This window comes from Dactylosporangium fulvum (assembly GCF_025137375.1).
GTDB lineage: Bacteria > Actinomycetota > Actinomycetes > Mycobacteriales > Micromonosporaceae > Dactylosporangium > Dactylosporangium fulvum.
The window spans coordinates 6638509-6662608 of the sequence record NZ_CP073720.1; the positions used below are offsets into that span (position 1 = coordinate 6638509).

The 24100-nt window shown below is 70.9% G+C and carries 14 protein-coding genes; 8 read left to right on the forward strand and 6 right to left on the reverse strand.

All coding sequences use genetic code 11. The features are described from left to right. Nucleotides 1-213: 213 nt before the first annotated feature. Nucleotides 214-3846: an NB-ARC domain-containing protein gene (locus Dfulv_RS30660; protein ID WP_259857275.1), complete on the forward strand. Its 3633-nt coding sequence runs from the start codon at nucleotides 214-216 to the stop codon at nucleotides 3844-3846. A gap of 96 nt (nucleotides 3847-3942) precedes the next feature. Here the strand turns inward: Dfulv_RS30660 and Dfulv_RS30665 are convergent, their stop codons facing one another. Continuing rightward, nucleotides 3943-4599: a hypothetical protein gene (locus tag Dfulv_RS30665; protein WP_259857276.1), complete on the reverse strand. Its 657-nt coding sequence runs from the start codon at nucleotides 4597-4599 to the stop codon at nucleotides 3943-3945. A gap of 259 nt (nucleotides 4600-4858) precedes the next feature. On the opposite strand from Dfulv_RS30665, the gene Dfulv_RS30670 reads away from it, so the two are divergent. After that, nucleotides 4859-5611 carry a class I SAM-dependent methyltransferase gene (locus Dfulv_RS30670; RefSeq protein WP_259857277.1) on the forward strand — a complete coding sequence of 251 codons (753 nt, stop codon included), beginning with the start codon at nucleotides 4859-4861 and terminating at the stop codon, nucleotides 5609-5611. A 27-nt stretch (nucleotides 5612-5638) separates the two neighbouring features. On the opposite strand, the gene Dfulv_RS30675 is transcribed toward Dfulv_RS30670, so the two are convergent. Both Dfulv_RS30675 and Dfulv_RS30680 read right to left on the reverse strand, forming a co-directional pair. Further along, on the reverse strand, nucleotides 5639-5962 hold the full coding sequence (locus Dfulv_RS30675) for a putative quinol monooxygenase (protein ID WP_259857278.1): 324 nt from the start codon (nucleotides 5960-5962) through the stop codon (nucleotides 5639-5641). A 78-nt stretch (nucleotides 5963-6040) separates the two neighbouring features. Continuing rightward, a complete protein-coding gene (locus Dfulv_RS30680) occupies nucleotides 6041-7813 on the reverse strand; it encodes a DUF6541 family protein (protein WP_259857279.1) in 1773 nt (590 codons plus the stop codon). Nucleotides 7814-8042: 229 nt separating this feature from the next. Between Dfulv_RS30680 and Dfulv_RS30685 the strand changes: the two genes are divergently transcribed. After that, the gene (locus tag Dfulv_RS30685; protein WP_259868400.1) at nucleotides 8043-8699 is read left to right on the forward strand and encodes a class I SAM-dependent methyltransferase; all 657 of its coding nucleotides are present in this window, start codon (nucleotides 8043-8045) and stop codon (nucleotides 8697-8699) included. Here Dfulv_RS30685 and Dfulv_RS30690 read toward each other — a convergent pair. Further along, entirely contained in the window at nucleotides 8692-10875 is a 2184-nt protein-coding gene (locus Dfulv_RS30690; RefSeq protein WP_259857280.1) for a carbohydrate-binding protein, read from the reverse strand. The two genes, Dfulv_RS30685 and Dfulv_RS30690, sit on opposite strands and share 8 nt — an antisense overlap. Before the next feature lie 157 nt (nucleotides 10876-11032). On the opposite strand from Dfulv_RS30690, the gene Dfulv_RS30695 reads away from it, so the two are divergent. Next, nucleotides 11033-12334: a condensation domain-containing protein gene (locus Dfulv_RS30695; RefSeq protein ID WP_259857281.1), complete on the forward strand. Its 1302-nt coding sequence runs from the start codon at nucleotides 11033-11035 to the stop codon at nucleotides 12332-12334. 118 nt (nucleotides 12335-12452) lie between these two features. Here the strand turns inward: Dfulv_RS30695 and Dfulv_RS30700 are convergent, their stop codons facing one another. Both Dfulv_RS30700 and Dfulv_RS30705 read right to left on the reverse strand, forming a co-directional pair. Continuing rightward, nucleotides 12453-16775 carry a discoidin domain-containing protein gene (locus Dfulv_RS30700; protein WP_259857282.1) on the reverse strand — a complete coding sequence of 1441 codons (4323 nt, stop codon included), beginning with the start codon at nucleotides 16773-16775 and terminating at the stop codon, nucleotides 12453-12455. Nucleotides 16776-17230: 455 nt separating this feature from the next. Beyond that, a complete protein-coding gene (locus Dfulv_RS30705; RefSeq protein ID WP_259857283.1) occupies nucleotides 17231-18472 on the reverse strand; it encodes an ROK family transcriptional regulator in 1242 nt (413 codons plus the stop codon). A gap of 241 nt (nucleotides 18473-18713) precedes the next feature. On the opposite strand from Dfulv_RS30705, the gene mmsA reads away from it, so the two are divergent. From mmsA to Dfulv_RS30725, 4 genes are all read left to right on the forward strand, one after another. Further along, nucleotides 18714-20261 (forward strand): multiple monosaccharide ABC transporter ATP-binding protein, encoded by a 1548-nt coding sequence (gene mmsA / locus Dfulv_RS30710; RefSeq protein ID WP_259857284.1) that lies wholly within the window; start codon nucleotides 18714-18716, stop codon nucleotides 20259-20261. Beyond that, nucleotides 20258-21559: a multiple monosaccharide ABC transporter permease gene (gene mmsB / locus Dfulv_RS30715; RefSeq protein ID WP_259857285.1), complete on the forward strand. Its 1302-nt coding sequence runs from the start codon at nucleotides 20258-20260 to the stop codon at nucleotides 21557-21559. The genes mmsA and mmsB overlap by 4 nt, the downstream gene beginning before the upstream one ends. A gap of 68 nt (nucleotides 21560-21627) precedes the next feature. Next, nucleotides 21628-22737, forward strand: coding sequence for a substrate-binding domain-containing protein (locus Dfulv_RS30720; protein ID WP_259857286.1), 1110 nt, complete (start codon nucleotides 21628-21630; stop codon nucleotides 22735-22737). Nucleotides 22738-22818: 81 nt separating this feature from the next. Continuing rightward, the gene (locus Dfulv_RS30725) at nucleotides 22819-24042 is read left to right on the forward strand and encodes an ROK family transcriptional regulator (protein ID WP_259857287.1); all 1224 of its coding nucleotides are present in this window, start codon (nucleotides 22819-22821) and stop codon (nucleotides 24040-24042) included. The last annotated feature ends 58 nt before the right edge of the window (nucleotides 24043-24100 follow it).

Genomic DNA, 24100 nt, shown 5'->3' on the forward strand with positions numbered 1-24100 from the left:
GAGGTGGGGATCGGCGGCGATCGACGACTCGGAGTGGCGGCGGTCGCGCGGTTGCGGCCCTCCGCGAAGCAGCCATCGATGATATTACCTGTCCGCCCGGTGACGCCAGCAGCACGATTCGCAGTATCTGCAAGTTCCGCCGAACCACCGCTCAGCGGCGTGGACCGCCGTCCGGCGCTCGCCGTAGCCGCATCACTACGCAACGATGGACGGATGCAGGGACGAGTGCGGAAGTGGTTCGCGTGGTCGGTGTTGTCCCGGTCGGCACGCGTCGGATGGACTCTGGTCGGGCTGGCGATCCTGGTCGTCTGCGTGGCGGCGCCGGTCTGGATCGCGTCGGCGGGCGGTGACGTCAACGCGGCGGCCGGCTGGGCGAACATCCTGGCACTGCCGATCACCGCGGCGGGCCTGCTGCTCGTCCTGGCCGACCAGCGGCGCGCCCCGGCGGCACCGCGACCGGTCGCATCGGAGCGGCGGCCGTGGATGGCGCCACCGCTGGAGCGCATGGTGCTGCGGCCGGAGCTCGGGGCGGAGCTGGTGACGGCCCTGGTCGGCGGCGACCCGGCCGAGGTCGGGCTGACCACCGCCCTGCGCGGCGCCGGCGGCTTCGGCAAGACCCGCCTGGCCACCTGGATCAGCCACCGCCCGGAGATCCGCGAGCGGTTCCCCGGCGGCCTGCTGTGGGTCACGATCGGCCAGGAGGTCCACGGCGCCGACCTGGCCGAGCGCATCAACGACCTCGCGTTCGCGCTGGTCGGCTCGCGCCCCGCCCTGGTCGACCCGGACGCCGCCGGCGCGGAGCTCGGCCGGCTGCTCGACGAGCACGACCCGGTCCTGCTCGTCCTCGACGACGTGTGGGACGAGGGGCAGCTGCGGCCCTTTCGCTTCGGCGGGAGCCGGTGCACCCGGCTCGTCACCACCCGCATCCCCGACCTGCTGCCAGCCGGCACGCCGTGCGTCCGCGTCGACGCGATGTCCGGCACGCAGGCCCGGCAGCTGATCATGGACGGGCTCGCCGGGGTGCCGGCCGCCGAGGCGGACCGGCTGGCCGACCTCGCCGGGCGGTGGCCGCTGCTGCTCAACCTCGTCAACGGCGCGTTGCGACGCCGGGCCGCACGGGGGCAGTCGCCGCAGCAAGCGGCCCGGGAGATCGCGGAGCGGCTGCGGGCGGAGGGTCCGGCCGCCTTCGATCCCGCCCGGCCGGTCGACCGCAGCCAGGCGGTCGCCGCCACCATCGACGCCAGCCTGGCGCTGCTCAGCCCGGCGGACCGGCAGCGCTACCACGACCTCGCCGTCTTCCCCGAGGACGTCGACATCCCGCTGGACGTGCTGTCCCTGCTGTGGCCGGGCGGCCACGTCGACGCCCTGTGCGAGGAGCTGGCCGGGCTGGGCCTGGCGAGTGACTACCGGCTCGACGCGCCGGGCCGCCGGCTCGTCCTGCACGACGTGATGCTGGCCCACCTCCGCAACGCCCGCGGCGCCGAGCAGCGGGCCGCGGTGCACGGACGGCTCGTCGACGCCGCCGCCCGCCTGATCGCCGTGCCGGGCGAGTGGTGGCGGCTGCCGGCGGACGCGCGCCACCTGTGGCGCTACCTGCCGTACCACCTCCACGGCGCGGGCCGCCTGGACGAGCTGCGCGACCTCGTGTGCGATCCCCGCTGGATCGAGGCCAAGACCCGGCTCTTCGAGTCGGTCGTCACCCTCGACGCCGACCTCGCGCTCGTCGAGTCCCCGACCAGCGCCACGCTGCGCCGGGTCCTGGCGCACGCCGCGCACCTGCTCGGGCCGATCGACCCGCCCGCGGCCCTCGGCGCGACACTCGCCAGCCGCCTGCACGGCATCCCCGGCCTCGAGGAGGCCGTCGAGCGCTACCGCGACGCGCTGCCCGCACCGCGGCTGGAGCCGATCTGGCCCCTGCCCGACCTGCACGACCCCACCCAGCACACCGAGCCGGCGGGGCACGTCGGCCCGGTCACCAACTGCGCCTTCTCCCCCGACGGCAGCCTGCTGGCCACGACGGGGGACGATGCGACGGTACGGCTCTGGCGCGTCCCCGACGGCACCCAGCGGTCGCTGCTCATCGGGCACACCGCGCCGATCTACGGCTGCGCGTTCTCACCCGACGGCACGCTGCTCGCCACCGCCGGCAACGACGGCACGGTGCGACTCTGGCAGGTCCGCGACGGCAGCCAGCGCACCCAACTAGCCGGTCATGCGTCCTCCGCTTCGCTCCGGCCGCCCGGCCTCCGCCCTGAGCCCATGATGACCGGCCCCTCCGCTTCGCTCCGGACCGGTCATGCCGGCGCCGTCACGCGGTGCGCGTTCTCCCCCGACGGCACGGTGCTCGCGACCGCCGGGGTCGACGCGACGGTACGGCTGTGGCGCGTCGCCGACGGCGCCCCGCTGGCCGTGCTGACCGGGCACACCGACGAGGTCAACGGCTGCACCTTCGCCCCCGACGGCACGCTGCTCGCCACGACGAGCAACGACACCACGGTCCGCGTCTGGCAGGTCGGCGACGGCAGCACCCGCGCCGTGCTGACCGGCCACACCGGCACCGTCCACGAGTGCGCGTTCTCACCCGACGGCGCCCTGCTGGCCACGACGAGCGAGGACGGTACCGTCCGGCTGTGGCGGACCGCCGACGGCCGCGTCCACGGCGTGCTGCCGGGGCAGATGTGCGGCTGCGCCTTCTCCCCGGACGGCACGCTGCTCGCGACCGCCGCGCTCGACCGCACGGCACGGCTGTGGGACGTGGCGACCCTGACCGAGCGGGCGCAACTGCGCGGCCACACCGCGCGGCTGGTGCTCGGCTGCGCGTTCAACGCCGACGGCACGCTGCTCGCGACCACCAGCGTCGACGGGACGGCCCGGCTGTGGGACGTGGCGACCGGCACCGAGCGCGCCGTCCTGACCGGCAGCACCGACTGGGCGGTCGGCTGCGCGTTCTCCCCCGACGGCACGATGCTGGCCGTCGCCAAGGGTGACGCGACGGTACGGCTGTGGGGCGTCCCCGACCGCACCCCGCTGGGCGTGCTGACCGGCGACGGCAGCTGGCTGGACAGCTGCGCGTTCTCCCCCGACGGCCGGCTCGTGGCCGCCGCCGGCTGGGATCGGGCGGTCCGCGTGTGGCAGGTCCCCGAGAACGTGCCGCACGCCGCGCTCACCGGCCACACCGGCCGCGTCACGTGCTGCGCGTTCTCCCCCGACGGCACGACCGTGGCGACCGCCGGCTGGGACCGGACCGTGCGGCTGTGGCAGGCGGAGACCGGCACCGAGCTCGCGACCCTGACCGGCCACACCGGCGTCATCTGGGGTTGCGCGTTCTCCCCGGACGGCGCGTTGCTGGCCACGTCCGGCGACGACCGTACCGTCCGGGTGTGGCGCACGTCCGACGGCGCCCCGCGCTGGGTCCTGCCGCACAGCCGCGGCGCCGGCACGTGCCCGTTCTCCCCCGACGGCACGCTGCTGGCCAGCTGCGACGAGCAGGAGCTGCGACTGTGGGACGTGGCGACCGGCACGCCGAGGCGCGTGCTGAGCGGCCACACCGGCTTCATCTTCCAGGCGGCCTTCTCCCCGGACGGCGCGCTCATCGCCACCACCGGCAACGACAGCACGGTGCGGGTCTGGCAGGTGTCGTCGGGCCGGTGCGTGTGCGCGCTGCGGCTGGCCGGCCCGGTGGAGGGCGTGGCGTGGCACCCCGACGGCACCACGATCTGCGCCGTCGGCGGCGCCGGCATCTACCTGCTCACCCTGCACACGGCTCAGCCGTCCGGCGACCGCGCCCGGCCGGCGGCGTTCGCCGCCGAGAGCGCCACGCGGGACTTCTTCCCGGGCGACCGATGAGTTCCGCCGCGGTGTGGCGGCGGCATGTTCACCAGCTGAGGACACGGCGGGACCCGGGCTCCCTCGTGGGAGGCCCGGGTCCGGGGTCGTGACGGGTCAGGCGTCGACGAGTTCCTTGCCGTTCTCCTTGCCGTTGGTCCGCTCGGGAACCGCGAAGCCCTTCGTGCCCGGGGTGGCGGCGGCGTGGACCAGGCCGGCGACACCGAGCAGGAACAGCAGGCCCGAGGCGATGTACGCCACCAGCGCGGCCTGGGCGGCCTTCGCACCGAACTCGCTGAAGCCGTACGAGGTCAGCAGCAGCCCCCGCAGGGTCTCGCCCTTGAACACCGTCTCCCGCTGCGCGGTCACGTCGGCAAGCTGCTTCTGCAGGTCCGCCAGCGCCGGGTCGTTCGCCTGCTGCGCGGCGGTGACCTTCGCCCGCAGTTCGGTCTGCACGTCACCGAGCTGGGCGTACGTCTTGCCACCGGCCATCGTCTTCAGGTGCAGCCCGATGAACTCGTTGGCGTAGCACTCGGCCTGCTTGCCGGTCGTCAACGGCTGGCCCGCGTACTCGACCAGGCACGCCGACTTGCGCTCCTCGGCCGTCAGGGTGTCGGCGCTCTTGAACGTGATCTGCTGCTGGCCCAACTGGCTGGTGACGTAGTCGTTGGCGAAGTTCGCGTTGGTCGTCAGCACGATCCCGGCGACCAGCAGCAGTCCGGCGAGCACGATCCCGCCGAGGCCGACCAGGATGTCGAGGGTCTTGCGCTTCATGGGAGTGTCCTTCTGACTCGGCGGTGCCTGGGGTGGTTTCGCGTTGCACCATGAGCGTGCGCCACCTGGCACGTCGCACTGCAGAGGACAACCACCCGAGTCGACGGGACCAACGGCCCGGCGGGGGCGGGACCTTGGCACCCACCCGGCGTCAGTGCGCCGGCTGCTTCCCGTATCCCGCGCCGTGCCGAAGCCCGACAGTCATAGCACACCGGTCCGACTTGACCATGGGGCGGATCCGCGCGATAGCGTTCGCGGCATGAACGGGCGCTCGTCACGGTCCTTCGACCGGATCGCCGACCGCTACGACGACCGGCGCGGCGGAGCCGAGCGTGCGGTCGTCCTCGCCGCCGAGATCCAGCCGTGGCTGGTCCCCGGCACGGTGCTCGAGGTCGGCGTCGGCACCGGGATCGTCTCCGCCGCCCTGCGGGCGCTCGGGGTCACCGTCGTCGGCGTCGACCTGTCCGCCGGCATGCTCCGCCACGCCCGGCAGCGGCTCGGGCCGACCGTCGCGCGGGCCGACGCCACCGCGCTGCCGGTCGCCGACAACGCGGTGGACAACGTCGTCTTCGTCACCGCGCTGCACGCCATCGGCGACGTCTACGGTGCGCTCGCCGAGGCCGCCCGCGTCGTGCGGCCCGGCGGGCGGGTGGTGGCCGTGCACGGCATCCCGCGCCGGACCCCGGACGACGACCTGACCACCGCCGTGGCGCCGCTCGGCCCGCTGCGCGACGACCGGCCGGACACGGCGGCGACGCTCGACGGCGCCGCTTCCGCCGCCGACCTGAGCCCGGCGGGGGTGGCCTGGGTGGCGTCGACCGGTTTCGCCGAGTCCCCGAACGAGTTCGCCAAGAGCATCGAAGAGCGCCTGTGGTCGTACCTGTGGAACGTCGACGACACCACCTGGCGCACCGTCGTCACCCCGGTGATCGACCGGCTCCGTGCGCTGTCCGACCCGGACCGCCCCCGCGAGTACCGCCTCTCCCCTCGCCTGGTCGCCTACCAGGCATAGGAACCGGCGGACCTCGGTGGACGTCGCTCAGCGGACGGCCATCTCGCCCAGTTCCGACCAGCCGGTCTGGTCGGTCTTCACGTTGACGATGCGTGGCGTCTCGGCCAGGTGCGACGGCAGGGTCTGCTGAGCGGCGCGGAAGTGGGCCGAGGTGACGTGCTCGACACCGGCCTCGTCGTCGCGGAACGCCTCCACGAGGACGTATTCGGTGGGGTCGTCCAGGCTGCGCGACCAGTCGAACCACAGGCACCCGGGCTCGGCGCGGGTCGCCGCCGTGAAGTCGGCGACGATCTCCGACCAGCGGTCGGCGTCCTCGGGGCGGACCTTGAACTTGGCGCAGATGAAGATCACGATGCTCCCTTCGGGAAGACCTGACCGGCTCAGCCTAGGGCGGCGGCGGTGCCGCCGCCCCGGTGAACGCGTCGATGATCAAGAAGCGCCGGGTCGGCGGACGTCCCAGAGCCACACGTCCGCGACGTGGCGCCCGGGTCCGAAGAGCTGGTCGGCCGTCTGCCGCACGGCCTCGCTGTTGCCGTGCTGGTCGGCGAGGACGGCGGTCGTGGCGCCCCAGTAGTCGACGTCGACGCGCGCCTGGGCCTGCTGGTCCGGGGTCACCTGCGGCACGGTCCCGTCGTTGGCGACGCCGGACAGCAGGCTGAGCGTCGGCGGGTACGACGGGCCGAACATCGCGTGCCGCTCCGGGTGATTGGGGTCCGGGGCGAGGAAGTAGCCGCCGACGATCTTGAATTCGAGGTTCGCCGTGGTCGCCCAGCGCATCGCGTCGAGCTGCTCCCACCAGCCGCCGGGCAACGTGACGACCGTCGCCGACTTCGGCAGGTGCTCCCGCCACTGGCCGCTGCTGAAGAACACCGGCACCGGAGCCCGGTCGTTCGCCGGTTGTGGCGTCGGCACGAGCGGGACGAGCGCCACGGTCAGCGCCACCGCCCACAGGATCGGGGCAGCCGGCTGTGCCGGCCCGGCCTCCTCCCCCTCCCCGGCGGGCTCCGGCCGCCGGTCGATGAACTGCTCGACGACCAGCGCGATGAGCACCCCGACGAGTGGCGTCATGACGAGCGCCAGCCGGGTCGGCACCACGGAGTCGAAGAGCGGCAGGTCGTCGAACCACTGCCACGGGCCGTGCCACGTGGTCTCCTCGCCCTTGTAGCGGACGACGCTGCCGAGCGAGAGGATGCCGAACACGACGGCGGTGATCACCAGCGCGCGGGCCGCCCGGTGCCGCCACATCGCCACCGCCGCGGCGACGAGGAGCCCCAGCAGCGGCCAGCCGAAGAAGGTGTTCTCCTCGGTGGCGCCGCCCATCTTATCGATGCGGGCCGGGTCGCCGACGATCGAGCGGCGGCTGAACTCGGTGAACGATCCCAGGTCGCTGCTGAACCCGCGGACGAACTCGGGCAACCCGTGGTAGGCCTGCGGCCCGGCGAACTGGTGCCACAGCGGGTAGGCCAGGACCACCCCGGCGGCGAGCGCGGTGACGCCGAGCGTGGGCAGCGCCACCCTGGCCGCCGGCAGCATCTCGCGCGGCGGCAGATAGGCGACCAGGAACACGGCCAGCGCGCACGCGGCGAGGAAGAGGATCTCCTCGTTGATGAAGCACTGGTAGACCACCAGCGCGGCGAACACCAGCCCGCGCCGGACCGCCGGGCCGGGCTCCCGCAGCCGGATCACCATCCGCACGATGAACGGGATCAGGAACTGCCCGGCGATGTTGGGGTGGCCGGTGATCTGGGAGACCATCGCCGGGCCGAAGCCGCAGAACAGCGCGCCGACGTAGGCCGCCGCCTTCGAGGACACCACGTCGCGGGAGAGCACGAAGTACCAGGCGGTGGCGGTGCCGGCGAGTGCCAGGGTGCTGATGATCGCAAACGTGACACCCGCACCGAAGAGCAGCGTGACGGGGCTGAGCGGGATGGCGAGGCCGAGGATGGACGTGTTCGCCATGAGGTTGACGCCGAGCGGAGCGTTGAGCTCGTCGGTGAAGATCGGCGACTCGCCGTGGCTGATGGCGTCCGCGGCGTGCGTGAGCGCCCACTCGAAGAAGGTCTGGTCCTGGCTATTGTCAGAGAGCATCCGCGTCTGCGGGTCCTGCCACAGGTTCATCAGGAGCACCACCGCGAAGACGAGGTAACTCGCCACGGCGATCAGATCGAACGTGTGCGCACGGAGCCTTTCGCCGATTTTCACGGCTCACACGATAAAGGGGTGGGCCCATGCAACGGCACTCTGGCTCACGGTCATCGATGCCTATAAACTACCTCAGTTCCGGCTAACATGATCCAGAATTCACCGGAACCATTCACCGGGACCACGAGCGACCGAGGGGTGAGCCGTGCCGAACACGGACGACCGCAGTCCGACTACCGGAATCCTCGGCGACCAGCACGTCCAGTCCGAGGTCCTCGAAGGTCTCGCCATGGCGAAGAACCACCGGCGGTGGTTCGTGGCGTTCGCGACGCCCTACCTGGGCGACGACCCGATCGAGGTCAGCGCCGGGCTGGGGGACTACGCGGCGGAGTGGCTGGAACACGCTCCGCGCATGACGCTGACCGAGGCCGATCCGGGCCGGTTGCTCGCGCTCAAGGAGCGGTTCTCCGCCAACCACGAGGTCACGATCCGTGAGCTGATGTTGCCCAGCGACGAGACGGGCGGCCACAGCGCCGCGATCTCGTACAACGTGCTGGAGCACATCGAGGACGACATCGGCGCGCTGCGCACGATGCGCTCGCTCGTGCGGCCGGGTGGCCATGTGGTCGTCGTCGTGCCGGCGTTCCCGTTCGCGATGGGTCCGGCCGACATCGCCACCGGGCACGTCCGGCGGTACACGCGCAAGACGATGCGCATCGCGCTGACCCGCGCCGGGTTGGAGATCGAGAAGTTGCACTACGCCAACTCGCTCGGCCTGATCGGCTACTACGTCTCCACCTGTCTGCTCAGGCAGCTGCCGGGCCCCGGGCCGATGGTCAAGTTCTACGACTCGACCGTCGCCCCGGTGACCCGGCTGATGGAGCGGGTCGTGCGACCGCCGTTCGGCCAGTCCGTCATCGCGATCGCACGCCGCCCGGTCAACTGATCCTGATGTAGTCCAGGTTGAAGCCGCCCGTTTCGCAGAACACGGTGACGAGCTGGTCACCGGCCGCGAGCGTCACCGGCACGTGCACCGACTGGTAGGTGCCCCAGCCGCCGGTGTCCGGCACCGACGCCTTGGCGAGCACCTGGCCGCTCGCGTCGCGCAGCGACACCGCGTCGGGCAGGACCCCACCCGTGCCGGTCGCCGCGCGCAACTCCAGGTCGTAGGTGCCGGCCTGCGCGACGTCGATCCGGTACTTCAGCCAGTTGCCGGGCGCCGTCCAGCCGACGTTCTTCCCGCCGCTGGCCGCCGCGTTGCTCTCGATGAAGTTGGCCCCGCCGTCGGTCCAGCCGTGCTGCTCGGCGTACGCCTCGGCCTCGACCTTCACGCCGACGGGCGCGCCGCGCGGCCGCACCGTCACGTGGACCGTCACCTGGTCGCTCGCCGCGCCGTCGGTGACGGTGAACGTGAGGTCCTGCGTGCCGGCGACCGTCGGGTGGAGCGTGACCACGCCGGTCGCGGCGTCGACCGCCGCGCCCTCGGGCAGATCCGTGGCGTAGAACGCGAGCCGGTCCCGGTCACGGTCGGTGGCCTTCAGCGGTACCTGGACCGTGGCGTACTGGTCGGCGACGACGTCGGCCACGCCGGCGAGCACCGGGGCGTGGTTGCCCCGCGACCGGGGCACGTCGCCCTTCCACCGGAAGGTGGCGTACGCGTTGGCGGGCACGGTCTGGACGAACGACTTGCCGGCGAGCACGACCCGGACCGCCTTCGGGGTGTCGTTGCGGTTGCCGACGATCGTGACGAAGTTGCCGTCGCGGTCGCGGAAGGCGACGTTGTCGATGCCGCCGGCCGTGGCGCTGGACTCCACGCGGACGTGCTCCGGGCTCAGGTACCTCGCGAACTGCCCCATCTGGAAGAGCTCGTCGCGCACCGAGAACGTCCGCGTGGCGGTGTCGACCTTGACGAGGCGGTTCGGCCACTTGGTGGTGCGGCCGATCTCGTCCCAGTCGACGTTGTTGTCGCGCTTGTCGGTCCAGTGCAGGGTGCCGCCGTCCTGGTCCGTCGTCTGCGCCCACATGACGTACGAACTGGCGTCGAGCCGGAAGTAGTCCACGATCGTCGCCGGGTTCAGGTCGCTGGTCTCGGTCATGTGGACCGGCTTTCCGGTCTGCTCGTACGCGTCCCGCATGACCCGTGGGTCACCCCAGTACGGGTGGAAGGCGATCGCGTCGGCGGCCCGGTTCGCCCGCGGGTCCTCGAGGATGCGGTAGTAGTTCTTCGTCTCGGTGCTGTTCGGGTCGCGCCAGTCCCAGAAGTTGAAGTCGTGGACGTAGAGGGCCACGTCGCGGGGCACGTGGCGCTTGATCGCGACGGCGAGCTTCTGCTGCTGCTCGACGCTGATGTCCATCGCCGGATAGACGACGTCCATGCCGGGCTCGTTGAGCAGCGTGATGGCGTCGATGCGGATGCCGCGGCGGGCATATGCCTCGATGAACTTGGCGTAGTACCGGGCGAACACGTCGATGCAGTCGTCGCGCAGCTTGCCGACCTGGTAGTGGCTGGTGCTGCCCGGCCGCAGCGCGACCTCGCCGGTGAACCGGTTGTTCGTCTTCATCCAGGCGGGCGCGCTCCACGCCGAGGCGAAGAAGGTCGCCTTCGGGTTGTACTTCTGGATCAGCTTTATGGTGTCGACGATGTGCAGGTCGATGTCGCGCTGGATGGAGAAGTACCGCAGGTTCCAGTCCTCGGTGACGCCGGCGGGCAGTTCGTCGTAGGACCAGAACGGCAGGTGCTCGATCAGGTCGGGGCTGCCGATCGTCACGCGGAAGCGGTCCAGGCCGGCGCCGGCGCGCGGGTCGACGAGCAGCCGCACCGCCTCCTCGCGCTGGGCGGGCGTGAGCTTCCACAGGTTGGACACGCTCGTCTCGTCGATCGAGAAGCCGATGCCGCTGTACCGCTGGCGCACGCGGCTCGGATCGATGACGACGGTCGCGTCGGCCTGCCTGGTGTTCCGGTCCTCGACGCGGACGTCGGGCAGTGGTTGCCAGGCGTGCGCGGCTCCGGCGGAGTAGGTCCCGGTGACGACGGCGGGTCGGGGTCCGCCGGCCGACGCCGGGGTGAGCAGGACGGTCTGGGACAGCAGGGCAACAAGCGCCACGGTCAGGGTTCGCCTCACGGCGCCTCCTCGGGTGCGGGGCGGGGGTTGGGCGGTGGGACCCGGGAACGTGTTACAGCGATGTAAATCCATACAATAGAACAAGCATCAATATAAGTCGCGAAGAAAGTCGCATCCACCGATGCGCATTCAACGGCGCATGTGCGAGCATCCTGCGATGGATCGCATCATCGTCCCGTTCGAGGGTGACGGCGCCGGCGCCGGCGGGCTGGCGTGGGGCCAGCAGCAGGTCTGGGCAGCCATGGTGGAGATCGGCTCGTCGCTGGCCATGGGCGGCGTCGTGCCGGTCACCGACGGGCGCACCGTCGCGGACTTCGCGGAGGAACTGCGGTACCACATGTCCCGGCACGCGGCGATGCGCACGCTGCTGCGCACCGCCGACGACGGGACGGTGACCCAGGAGGTGTTCGACTCGGGCGAGGCGGTCCTGCACGTCCTGGACGCCGAGGACGACCCCGGGGCCGCGGCCGCCGCCCTCGCGGCCGAGTGGCGCGACCGCGTGTTCGACTACGAGCACGAGTGGCCGCTGCGCATGGCCGTGGTCCGCCACGCCGGGGTGCCGACCCACGTGGTGGCGCTGATGGCCCACGTCGCCGCCGACCTCGGCGGTGTGCAGGTCATGATGCGCGACCTGGCGACGCGGGCGACCCACCCGGCGACGCAGCCGCTGGACCTCTGGCGCCTCCAGCAGGAGCCGTCGATGCGGCGGCACACAGCGGCGTCGATGCGATACTGGGAGGCGCACCTGCGGGCGGTCCCGGCCCGCCGCTTCGCCGGCCCGGTCGACCGCGGCGAGCCGCGTTACCTGCGCACCGTGTGGTCCTCCCCCGCCATGCACCTGGCCGCGGAGGCCCTTTCGGCCCGGCTCGGCGCCGACCCGGCCTGGGTCCTGCTGGCGGCGTTCGCATCCGGGCTGCACCGGGTCACCGGCGCCACCCCGCTCGTCGCGCAGGCCATCATCGGCAACCGCTTCCGTCCCGGCCTGGCCGACGTGGTAAGCCCCCTGACGCAGACCGGCCTGTGTGTCCTCGACGTCGCCGGCGTCCCCGCCGAGGAGGCGGTGGCCCGTGCGCGGACGGCGTCGATGAGCACGTCGAAGTACGCGTACTACGACCCGGCGGCACTGCTGGCGCTGATCGACGCGGTCGAGCACGATCGGGGCGAGCGGCTGGAGCTGGGCTGCTTCTACAACGACCGCCGCACCGCGAGCCGACCGGCCGGCGGCGACCCGCCCCCGGACGCGATCCGCGCGGCGCTCCCGGCGAGCCGGGTCCTCGAGGAGGTGCCGATGCGCTTCTTCAACGAGCAGCTGATGGTCAACGTCGACGACGTCCGGGACACGATCCAGATGACGGTGGAGGCCGACACGCACCGCGTCTCGAGGGACGACCTGCACGCCCTCCTGGCCGAGATGGAGTCCTTCGTGGTGTCGACGGCCCTGTCCCCCGCCCCTGCGTGAGGCCGTGATCGAGGGAACCGTCGGGTCGCCCTGACGACCCGGAGGCTCCCTCGATCACGGGCGACACCGACAGGGCCCGCCGCGACCAGCGCGACGGGCCCTGCCGGAACAGCAACGGTTACGGGGTCACGAACACGAACTGGGAGCCCGGTTCCTTCACCACGTCACCCTGTGCCGAGTTGGTGACCTGGACGTTGGTCAGCGTGGCCTGGCCGCGGGCGCCGCTCATGGCGAGGATCCCGGAGCCGTTGTTGGACTTGTCGATCTTCACGTTGGTGACCTGGGCGGTGATCACGCCGCCGCCGGTCTTGAACTGGATGCCGTCGTAGGTCGAGTCGGAGATGTCGGTGTCGCGGATGATCACGCCCGGGATGTCCTTGCCCTGGGCGAACAGGGTGATCGCGCCGAACTCCTGCTGCTCACCCCAGAAGACGCCGCCGCACCGGTACAGGCCGTTGTTGGCGATCGTCGTCGTGCCCGAGAAGGGCAGCGGGTTGTGGTCCGTGGCCAGCATGATGCCCGGGTAGTTCATCGTGTCGGAGATCAGGTTGTTCTCGATCCCGTTGCCGTAGCCGCCGTAGATGGCGATGCCGTTGGCCCGCCACGGCAGCGCCACCGTGTTGTTCGTGAAGTGGTTGTCGTGGCCGATGTCGACCGCCTGGTCCTTCACGAACGAGTTGGCCCACACCGCGAGCGAGTCGTCGCCGGTGGTGCGGAACGACGAGTTGAACACCTTCGAGTTGCGGGTGCCGTTGGAGAAGTTGATGCCGTCGGCGAAGGTGTTGCGGATCCGCATCCCGGTGAACTCCAGGCCGTCGCCGGGGTTCCAGTAGGCCGGCGTGTCCGAGTAGTCCCGGCCGACCCAGGCACCGACGTTGACGTGCTCGATCCAGACGTTGCTGATCTTCGTGTTCTTGCCGAACCGGCCGTTGAGCCCGTGACCGCGGTTCGCGCGGTTCTTGGTGGCGCCGAAGATCGCGATGTCGGAGATCTGCGTGTTGTCGTCGATGTCGAAGCCGACGTTGCCCTCGTGCGGGTGGTTGATGTTGCCGGTGACGTTCTGCGGCTCGGTGTCGGTGTAGAGCTGCGAGTGCCACATGCCGGCGCCGCGGATCACGACGTTGCGGATGCCCTTCTGGTTGAACTGGCCGCGGGTCGGGTCCGGGGACAGGATCTTCTGCTCCTGCCGCCACTTCCCGGCCGGGATCCACACGCACGGGATGACGCCGTTCTGGTTGTCCGTCACGGCGCGCTGGATCGCCGCCGAGTCGTCGATCCCGTCGTTCGGCACCGCGCCGTAGTTGGTGATCGAGACACACCCGGCGGGCTGGCTCAGCGCCGGCGCGACCTGCTCGAGGTCGATCAGGTCGAGGTAGTAGAACGACGCGGTGTCACCGGCGTCGCGCTGCAGCTTGAACCGCGTGCCCGCCGGGTACGAGGTGGGCAGCAGCGCCGACGACTCGTCGAAGAGCCTGCGGGCGTTGGACGACGGCGAGTTGGACAGCGACTCGGTGTCGTCGGTCGTGCCGTACAGCCAGCTGAACTTCGACGACAGCGTGAGCTTCTGGACGAAGACGTCGTTGGCGTACAGGCTGATCGTGTAGTCCTGGCCGCCGCCGCTCGCCGAGTCGGGCACCGAGTTGCGCACGACGATCGAGTTCGCCTGGGCGGTCGAGGTGAACTGGACGTACTGTCCCTGGCTGCTCAGGCGCACCGACGCCCGGCCCGAGGACTCGGTGCCGAAGTTGGTGTGCCCGAAGGTGCGCAGCGGGTCGGCCGTGACGAGCTGGCCGGTGTAGGTGCCCGCCTCGGCCTCGTAGGAGGTGTACGGCACGGCGGCGCCGCGGCCGACGACGATCGACTGCGACCGGGAGTTGTTGGTCTCGTTGGTCTCCGCCACGACGTTGGTCGCGTCGGCGGTCGCGGTGATCGTGGCCCCGCCGGCGGTGGCCGTCCAGGTGCCGGTGATCGCCACGTTCACCGTCGCTCCGGCGGCGATCGACGGGGTGTTGGTGTTGAGGGTGGTACCCCCGACACTCACGCGGGTCACGGTGGTGGCCCCGGAGGCGGTGGTGCCACGGTTGTTGACCGCGACCGTGAAGGACACGGCCGCGCCGGCCGCCGGGCTCGCCGGGTTCGACGTGATGCCGACGACCTGGAGGTCCGGGCCGGGCGCCTGGGCGACGACCAGCTGGCTCGACGCGGTGAACGTGTTGTTGCTGTCGTTCTGCTCGACGACCGTGTTCGTCGGGTCGACCGTCGCGGCGGCGGTGTAGCTGCCCATCGGGCGCGTCCCGGCGTTGGCGGTCACGGTGGCCGAGGCACCGGCGGCGAGCGCGGCGACGTTCGCGGTGCCGACGACCTGGCCGCCGAGGTTGAAGTTGACGGTGGTCGCGGGGGATCCGGCGGTACCGGCGTTCTGGACCGTGGCGGAGAGCGTGATCGCGCTCGTCTCGTCCGGTGCCGTCGGGGTCCAGCTGACCGCGGTGACCCGCAGGTCCGGGTTCGGCGCCATGGTGCCGAAGACCTGGAGCTCGGCGACCTGACCGCCGGCGGCGCCGGTGTTGCTGAAGAACTGCAGCTGCACGTCGGCGGTCCGGGCGGTGACCGGGATCGTCACCGAGTTCTGGTTCGTCGCAGGGTTGAACGCGTAGTCGGCGCGCGCGACCAGTGACGTGTAGCCGGTCGCGGACTGCTCGCGGCCGAGGACCTGGATGTTCTGGGTGCGGGCGCCCCAGGCCGTGTCCGAGTTGAGCTTGACGACGACCGACGTGATGTCGGCGTTGGCGCCGAGCTTCAGGGTCAGCGTGGACGGGAACCCGTTGCTCTCCCAGTACGTGCCGAGCTGGCCGTCGTTGGCGTTGGCCGCCGTGAACGTGAACACCGACGAGGACGCCTCGACGGTCCGGCCCGGCGCCAGGTTGGTGCCCTGCGGCGGGTTGGTGCCGTTGCGGATGACGGTGTTGCTCGGCGCGGACTCGTTGCCGGCGGCGTCACGGGCGCGTACCACGTAGGAGACCGTGGCGGTGTCCGGCTGGCTGTCGGTGTAGGTGAGCACGGTGCCGCCGACGGTGGTACGCACGGCGCCGTTGGCGTAGACGATGTAGCCGGTGACGCCGACGTTGTCGGTCGACGCCGTCCAGGTCAGCCGGATCTGCCCGGAGGCCGGCTGGGTGTAGGCGAGGTTGCCCGGTGCGGTCGGCGCCTGCGTGTCCGGGCCGCTGCTGCCGTTGCGGGTCACGGTGTTGCTCGGCGCCGACTCGTTGTCGGCGGCGTCGCGGGCGCGTACGACGTACGACACGGTCGCCGTGGTCGGCTGGCTCTCGGTGTAGGTGAGGACGTTCCCGGCGACGGTGGTGACGAACGTGCCGTTGCGGTAGATCGCGTAGGCGGTCACGCCGACGTTGTCGGTCGACGCGGTCCAGGTCAGCCGGATCTGGCCGCTGCTCGGCTCGGTGAGCGTCAGGTTGCCCGGCGCGGTCGGCGCGCTGCCGTCGACGATGCCGCTGCCGTACACCTCGAACTCCGCGATCTGGGCCGCCGGGTGACCGGTGTTCGCCGTGAAGTTGAGGCGGAGGTACCGCACGGGCGCGCCCGGGAGGTTGATGGTGACCGTGTTGCCGCTCGCCGGGTTGAACGTGTAGCCGGCGGAGGCGACGACGTCGGCGAAGGAGCTGCCGTTGCTGCTGCTCTGCACGCTCAGGGTCTGCGTGCGGGTGGCCCACGACGTGGAGTTCGGCAGCTTCAGCACGATCCGGTTGACGGTCTGCGCCGAGCCGAGGTCGACCTGCAGCCACTGCGGGAAGGCGTTGGTGGCGCTCTCCCAGTAGGTGCCCTGGTTGCCGTCGTTGGCGTTGCCGGCCGGGAAGCCGCCGGCGGCGCTGCTCGCCGTCATCGTCTTGCCTATGGCCAGGTTGGGGCTCGTCGGGCCCGCGCCGTAGATCTCGAACTCGGCGACCTGCGCGGCCGGCCAGCCGGTGTTGCCGGTGACGTTCAGCCGCACGTACCGGGCGCTCGCCGCGGTGAAGTTGATGGTGACGGTGTTACCGGCGGACGGGTTGAAGACCCGGCCCGCCGACGGCGAGAGGTCGCTGAACGAGGAGCCGTTGGTGCTGCCCTGCACGCTCAGCGTCTGCGTGCGGGTCTCCCAGCCGTTCGGCAGCTTCAGCACGACCTGGTCGACGCTGACGCTGCTGCCGAGGTCGATCTGCACCCACTGCGGGAAGGCGTTGCTGGGGCTCTCCCAGTACGTGCCCTGGTTGCCGTCGTTGACGTTGCTCGCCGTGTACGTGCCGTTGGCGCCGCTGGCGGTGGCGGGACGGCCCGCGGCGAGGTTGGGGCCGCCGGCCGCGGCGGCCGGGGGCGCGGAGAGGCCGGCGAGGATCAGGCCGGCCCCGAGGGCGCTGCTGATCAGCCGCCAGGCGAAGGGTCTGCGTTTCATCGGGGTCCTCTGGTTCGTGACGACGGCAGCACGCATCGCCGTCCGGCCTTGGTGACGGTGCGGCGCGCCGCACCCGCGTGCTGGGCACGCTGGGGTGCGCTGGCGGCAAGGCGCGCTGTACCGCAACACCGGGTCGGGCGCTGCGCTGGCGGTCGTCGTGTGGGCGGGGGTGGGCTCCCGGCAGGCGGTGGCGGTGCACCTGCCGCAAACTTGCAATCGGTCGTGCAGAATTTCGGCGGTGCTTTGCCAACTTCTTGCAAGTTAGATGTTTAAGGTTGCAGATGTATCGCCGTTCGTCAACGGTTCGCCCGAGTTGACCGACATCCGGGCCGGTCGGCGCAGGGCGGAGCCCGGAGGGCGGGCCGCGGGGGCTTCGGCGGCAGCGCAGGCAGCGGTCCCGGCGGTGGCTCCGGGCGGGAATTCCGGACGGCGACGACCCCGGCGACGACCCCGGGTCAGAGCGACAGCAGCTCCGATACCTGCGGCGAGTAAGTGGCGTGCAGCACGAGCGCGGCGCCGCCCACGACGGCCGCGTCCGGGCCCAGCGGGGACAGCGCGACCGGGACGGTGCGGATGCCACGGGCCAGGGGCCGCGTGGCCAGGGCCCGCTCGACCGCACGCTGGAACCGGGTCTCGACGTGCCGGATGCTGTGCCCACCCAGGACGACCAGGTCGACGTCGACGATGTTCACCACGTTGACCACGACCGTGGCGAGCCACTCGGCCGCGGCGTCGATCACCTCGGCGGCGAGCCGGTCGCCGGAGGCGGCGGCGAGCCGGACCACGCCGTGGTCGACCGCGGTCGGGTTGTCGCGGAACAGCCTGCCCAGCTCGGACCCCGCACCCTCCCCGGCGGCGAGCCTGCGCCGGGTCTCCGCCACGACGGCGGCCGGGCTGATCAGGCTCTCCAGGCAGCCCGGGTTGCCGCAGTAACACGGCGGCCCGCCCGGCTGCACCGACGTGTGCCCGAACTCGGCGGCGTTCATCGACCCGCCGCGGTGGACCTGGTGCCCCAGGACGAGTCCGCCGCCGACGCCGGTGCCGAGGAAGAAATACGCGAAGTTCGCCACGCCCCGGCCGGCACCCGCCCACCGCTCCCCGATCGCGGCGGCCGTCGCGTCGTTGTCGAGCGTCACCGGCAGGCCGGTCGCCTCGGCCAGCATCTGCTTGAGCGGGACCCGGGCCCAGCTGTGCAGCTGGGGCGGCGCCACGAGCATGCCGTGCGCCTGGTCGATCGGGCCGGGAGTGGCGAGCCCGAGCCCCAGCACCCGGTCGCGGGTCACGCCCGCCGACGCGAGGACCTCGTCGACGAGCTCGACCATGGCGGCGGTGATCCGCGCCGGGTCGGCGTCGGGCGGCGTCGGCCGCTGCACGATGACCAGCGGCCGGCCGAGCAGGTCGACCACGACGCAGGCGAGCTGGACCGGGTCGAAGTGCAGGCCGACCGCCCGGCCCGCGTCAGCGTTGACCCGCAGCAGGGTCCGCGGCTTGCCGCCGTTGGACACCGTCGCCCCGTCCTCCCGGACGATGCCCTCGTCGATCAGACGGCGGACGATGCCCGACACGGTCTGCGGTGTGAGACCGGTGAGCTCGGCGATCTCCACGCGACTGATCCCGTCGGCGAGCTGGATCTGATCCAGGACGACCGCCCTGTTGTACTGCCCAACTTTGGGAAGATTCGTCCCTGCCTGCCGCACTCGGCCCCGCCTCCGTGACGTTTGTTACCTACATGATGCCCCAGGACGTTGACTTAGTAAAGCAATTGGATTTACAGTTCTGACACACAAAGCTGATCGTATCGACGTGAGGAAGCGCTCTCATGTCGCGCGGTCATTGCCAGATCGTTACCAAAGACCCAACCTTCAGCGCTTGCAACCCAGCGAGACTCGAATACGTTGGCTGTCGCAACAAATTCTGCTGGCAACCCTTGGAGGCAACATGGGCAGCGCTCCGCCACTGCTGGAGATGCGATCAATCACCAAGGAGTTCCCCGGCGTCAAGGCACTCTCGGATGTCAACCTGGTGGTCCGCCCCGGTGAGATCCACGCCATCTGCGGTGAGAACGGGGCCGGCAAGTCGACCCTCATGAAGGTGCTCAGCGGCGTGTACCCGTACGGCTCCTACAGCGGGTCCATCGTCTACCAGGGTTCCGAGAGCAGGTTCTCGGACATCCGGGCCAGCGAGCACGCCGGAATCGTGATCATCCACCAGGAGCTCGCCCTGGTGCCGGGCATGTCCATCACCGAGAACATCTTCATGGGCAACGAGCCGCGCCGTTTCGGCCGGATCGACTGGAAGGCCGCCAACAGCAAGGCGCTGGAGCTCATGGCGCTGGTGGGCCTCAAGGAGGACCCGGATACGCTCATCAAGGACATCGGCGTCGGCAAGCAGCAGCTCGTCGAGATCGCGAAGGCGTTCGCCAAGGACGTCAAGCTGCTGATCCTGGACGAGCCCACCGCCGCCCTCAACGAGGCCGACTCCCGGCACCTGCTCGACCTGCTGCGCGGGTTCAAGCAGCGCGGCATCACCTCGATCATGATCTCGCACAAGCTCAACGAGATCGAGGCGATCGCCGACTCCATCACGATCCTGCGCGACGGCCGGACGATCGAGACCATCGACGTCAAGGGCGAGGGCGCCGACGAGGACCGCATCGTGCGCGGCATGGTGGGCCGGGACCTCAACAGCCGGTTCCCGGACCACACGCCCAAGATCGGCGAGGTCTTCTTCGAGGTGCGTGACTGGACGGTGCGGCACCCGATCTCCGCCGAGCGGCTCGTGTGCAAGAACTCCAGCTTCACCGTCCGGCGGGGCGAGATCGTCGGCTTCGCCGGGCTGATGGGCGCCGGCCGCACCGAGCTGGCGATGAGCCTGTTCGGCCGGTCCTACGGCGTTTATCTCGGCGGCCGGGTCTTCAAGGACGGCAAGGAGATCGAGCTGAAGTCCGTGGCCGACGCCATCGACCACGGCCTGGCCTACGTCAGCGAGGACCGCAAGGCGATCGGCCTCAACCTGCTCGACGACATCAAAACCTCGGTCGTGTCGGCCAAGCTGTCCAAGATCACCAAGCACGGCGTCCTCGACGAGGCCCTCCAGTACAGGGAGGCCGAGCACTACCGCAAGAGCCTGCGGATCAAGACTCCGACCGTCGACGAGGGCGTCACCAAACTCTCGGGCGGCAACCAGCAGAAGGTCGTCCTGGCGAAGTGGATGTTCACCGACCCGGACCTGCTCATCCTCGACGAGCCGACCCGCGGCATCGACGTGGGTGCCAAGTTCGAGATCTACGGCATCATCCAGCGGCTGGCCGACGAGGGCAAGGGCGTCATCGTCATCTCGTCCGAGCTGCCCGAGCTGATCGGTCTGTGCGACCGGATCTACACCGTGTTCGAAGGCACCATCACCGGCGAGATCGCCCGGCGTGACGCCGATCCCGAAACCCTCATGAAGCAGATGACCTCTATGAAGAAGATGCCGACGCCATGAGCCGAATCAAAGACCTCCAGAAGCACCTCTTCGGGGGCACGACCTCCAACGCCCGTCAGTTCGGGATGATCTTCACCCTGGTGGCGATCATCGTGCTGTTCCAGGTCATGACCGACGGGCTGACGCTGAACTCCGGCAACCTGATCGCGCTGACCCAGCAGTACGCCTACATCTCGATCCTGTCCATCGGCATGCTGATGGTCATCGTCGCGGGCCACATCGACCTGTCCGTCGGTTCGATCGCCGCGTTCGTCGGCATCGTGGTGGCCAAGGCGATCACCCAGCACGACGTGCCGTGGCCGGTCGGCATCCTGCTCGGCCTCGTCGTCGGCGCGCTCATCGGCGCGTGGCAGGGCTTCTGGGTGGCCTACATCGGCGTGCCGGCGTTCATCGTCACCCTCGCCGGCATGCTGCTGTTCCGCGGCGGCAACCAGTACATCGGCAACGCCGAGACGGTGCCGGTGCCCGAGGGCTTCCGCGAGATCGGCGCGGGTTACCTGCCCGAGGTCGGCCCGAACACCGGCTACAACAACCTGACGCTGCTGCTCGGCCTGCTCGCCTGCCTGGCCGTGATCTGGCGGGAGTTCCGCGCCCGGCAGGTCCGGCAGCAGATGGAGGGCGCCGAGCCCCCGCCGATGTGGATCTCGCTCCTGCGGCTCATCGTGATGGTGGGCGTGGTCGTCTTCGCCACGCTGCGCTTCGCCGGTGGCCGGGTGGGCACCAGCTTCCCGATCTCCGGCATCATCCTGGCCGTCCTCGTCATCGCGTACTCGTTCTACACCCGCAACACCGCCGGTGGCCGGCACATCTACGCCGTCGGCGGAAACTCCCGCGCCGCCGAGCTGTCCGGCGTCAAGCTGAAGCGGGTCAACTTCTTCGTCATGATGAACATGTCGACCCTCGCCGCACTGGCCGGCATGATCTTCGTGGCGCGGTCCGGCGCCTCCGGGCCGCAGGACGGCCTGAGCTGGGAGCTCGACGCCATCGCGGCCGTCTTCATCGGTGGCGCGGCCGTCTCCGGCGGCCTCGGCACCATCAGCGGCTCGATCGTCGGCGGTCTGGTCATGGCCGTGCTCAACAACGGCCTGCAGCTGCTGGGCACCGGCTCCGACATGGTGCAGATCATCAAGGGCCTGTTCCTGCTCGGCGCCGTCGCGCTCGACGTCTACAACAAGAGCCAGGGGCGCTTCTCGGTCATCGGATCGATCATGCGGCCGTTCCGGCGGGAGACCCCCGCGGACCCGGTCGCCCTCGCCGAGGCGAGCCGCGAGGAAGAGAAGACTCCGGCGGCCGGCTGACCGAGCCGTTGCCGGCAACCGCTACACCCCAGATTTCCGCAACAATCCGAGAAAGGGTCAACCCCACCATGCGCAAGTTCCTCACCAGCACCCTGGCGGTCGGCACCGCCGCGCTGCTGGCACTGAGCGCCTGCGGCTCGTCCGAGCGCGAAGGCGACACCGCGGGCAACCCGTCCGGAGCCGCCAAGGGCTTCGCGAAGGACGCCCTCATCGGCGTCGCGCTGCCGTCGAAGACCTCCGAGAACTGGGTGCTCGCCGGTGACCTGTTCACCAACGGCCTCAAGGAAGCGGGCTTCAAGTCCGACGTGCAGTACGCCGGCGCCTCGACCACGGTCGCGGACCAGCAGTCGCAGATCACGGCCATGATCACCAAGGGTGCGAAGGTCATCGTGATCGGCGCCACCGACGCCGCGCAGCTGGGCACCCAGGTCAAGCAGGCCAAGGAGGCCGGCGCGGTCGTCGTCGCCTACGACCGGCTCATCACGGGCACCGCGGACCTCGACTACTACGTCGCGTTCGACAACTTCAAGGTCGGCCAGCTCCAGGGCCAGGCCCTGCTGGACGGCATGAAGGCCAAGAAGGCGACCGGCCCGTGGACCATCGAGCTGTTCTCCGGCTCGCCGGACGACAACAACTCGGGTGTCTTCTTCAACGGCGCGATGGAGGTCCTCAAGCCGCTCATCGACAAGGGTGAGGTTGTCGTCGGCTCCGGCCAGACCGACGTCAAGCAGACCGCGACCCAGGGCTGGAAGGCCGAGAACGCGCAGTCGCGCATGGACTCGCTGTTGACCTCGACCTACAGCAGCGGCAAGACCCTCGACGGCGTGCTGTCGCCGAACGACACCCTGGCGCGCGCCATCATCACCTCGGTCAAGGGCGCCGGCAAGCCGGTCCCGGTCGTGACCGGTCAGGACTCCGAGGTCGAGTCGGTCAAGTCCATCATGGCGGGCGAGCAGTACTCCACCATCAACAAGGACACCCGCAAGCTGGTGGCCGAGACCATCAACATGGTGAAGGCACTGCAGGCCGGCACCGACCCGACGATCAACGACACCAAGTCGTACAACAACGGCTCCAAGGTCGTCCCGTCCTACCTGCTGGCGCCGGTCATCGTGACCAAGGCGAACGCCGCCCAGGCCTACGCCGACGACCCGAAGCTGGGTCCGCTCACCAAGTAACACCATCCGGAACAACGAACTCGTGGGTCCCCGGAGCTCTCCGGGGACCCACGATCGTTCCGGCGACGAAGGGACCACGTCGTGCCGACCAGCCCGCAGGAGGCGGTTCGCCGCCAGAACCTGGGGGCGTTGCTGCGCTACGTGCACCTCCGCGGCGCCACCTCCCGGGCCGAGCTGACCGCCCGGCTCGGCCTCAACCGCAGCACCATCGGCGCGCTCACCGCCGACCTGGCCACCGCCGGGCTCGTCGACGAGGGCGCGCCCCGCGAGACCGGCCGCGCCGGACGTCCGTCACTCGTCGTCCGCCCCCGGTCCTCCCGCGTCTACGGCTACGCGCTGAGCATCGAGGTCGACCGCCTGCGCGCCGCGCGTGTCGGGCTCGGCGGCGCGATCCTCGACAGCCGTACGGCGCAGCGTCCACCCGGGACGGAGCCCGCCGGCGCGATCGGCACGCTCGCCGCGCTCGTGCACGACATGCACCGGCACACCCCGGCCGCCGGGGTCCTCGTCGGCTGCGGCGTGGCGGTCACCGGTATGGTCCGCCAGGCCGACGGCACGGTCCGGATCCACCCGCAGGCCGGCCCCGCCGGCGAGACGGCCGGCGCGGCGCTCGGCAACGCACTCGGCGCGGCGCTCGGGCACGACCGCCCGCCGCTCGTCGGCGACCTGGCCGACGTCGCCGCCCTGGCCGAGCACACGCGGGGCGCCGCGGCCGGCTTCGACAACGTCCTCTACCTCCACGGCGACGCCGGCATCGGCGCGGGCATCATCGCCGGCGGCCGGCTCGTGACCGGACACGGCGGCTACGGCGGCGAGGTCGGCCACATGGTCGTCAACCCGGACGGCCGCCCCTGCGGCTGCGGCTCCCGGGGCTGCTGGGAGACCGAGATCGGCGAGCGGGCACTGCTGCGCAACGTCGGCCGCGACGGCGCGACCGGCCGCGACGCGGTGCTCGCCGTCGTCGAGGCCGCGCTGCGCGGCGAACCGGTGGCCCAGGCGGCCGTGCGGCACGTCGCGGACTGGCTCGGCTTCGGCGTCGCCAACCTGGTGAACCTCTTCAACCCGGAGGCCGTCGTCTTCGGCGGCAGCCTGCGCGAGCTATACCTCGCCGACGCCACCCACGTGCGCGCCCGGCTGCTCCGCATGGCGCTGCCGGTCTGCCGGGAACACCTGCGCCTGCGCACCCCGGTCCTCGGTGACGACGCCCCGCTCGTCGGCGCCGCCGAGCTCGCGTTCGAGCGCCTGCTCGCCGACCCGCTCGAGACCGCCGACCCGGCGGACCGGGAGTTCAGTGCCCCGGCCTGACGGAACCCGCGGCGCCTCGAAGCGGTGAAACACCATGGTCAGGACGGCCAGCACGAGC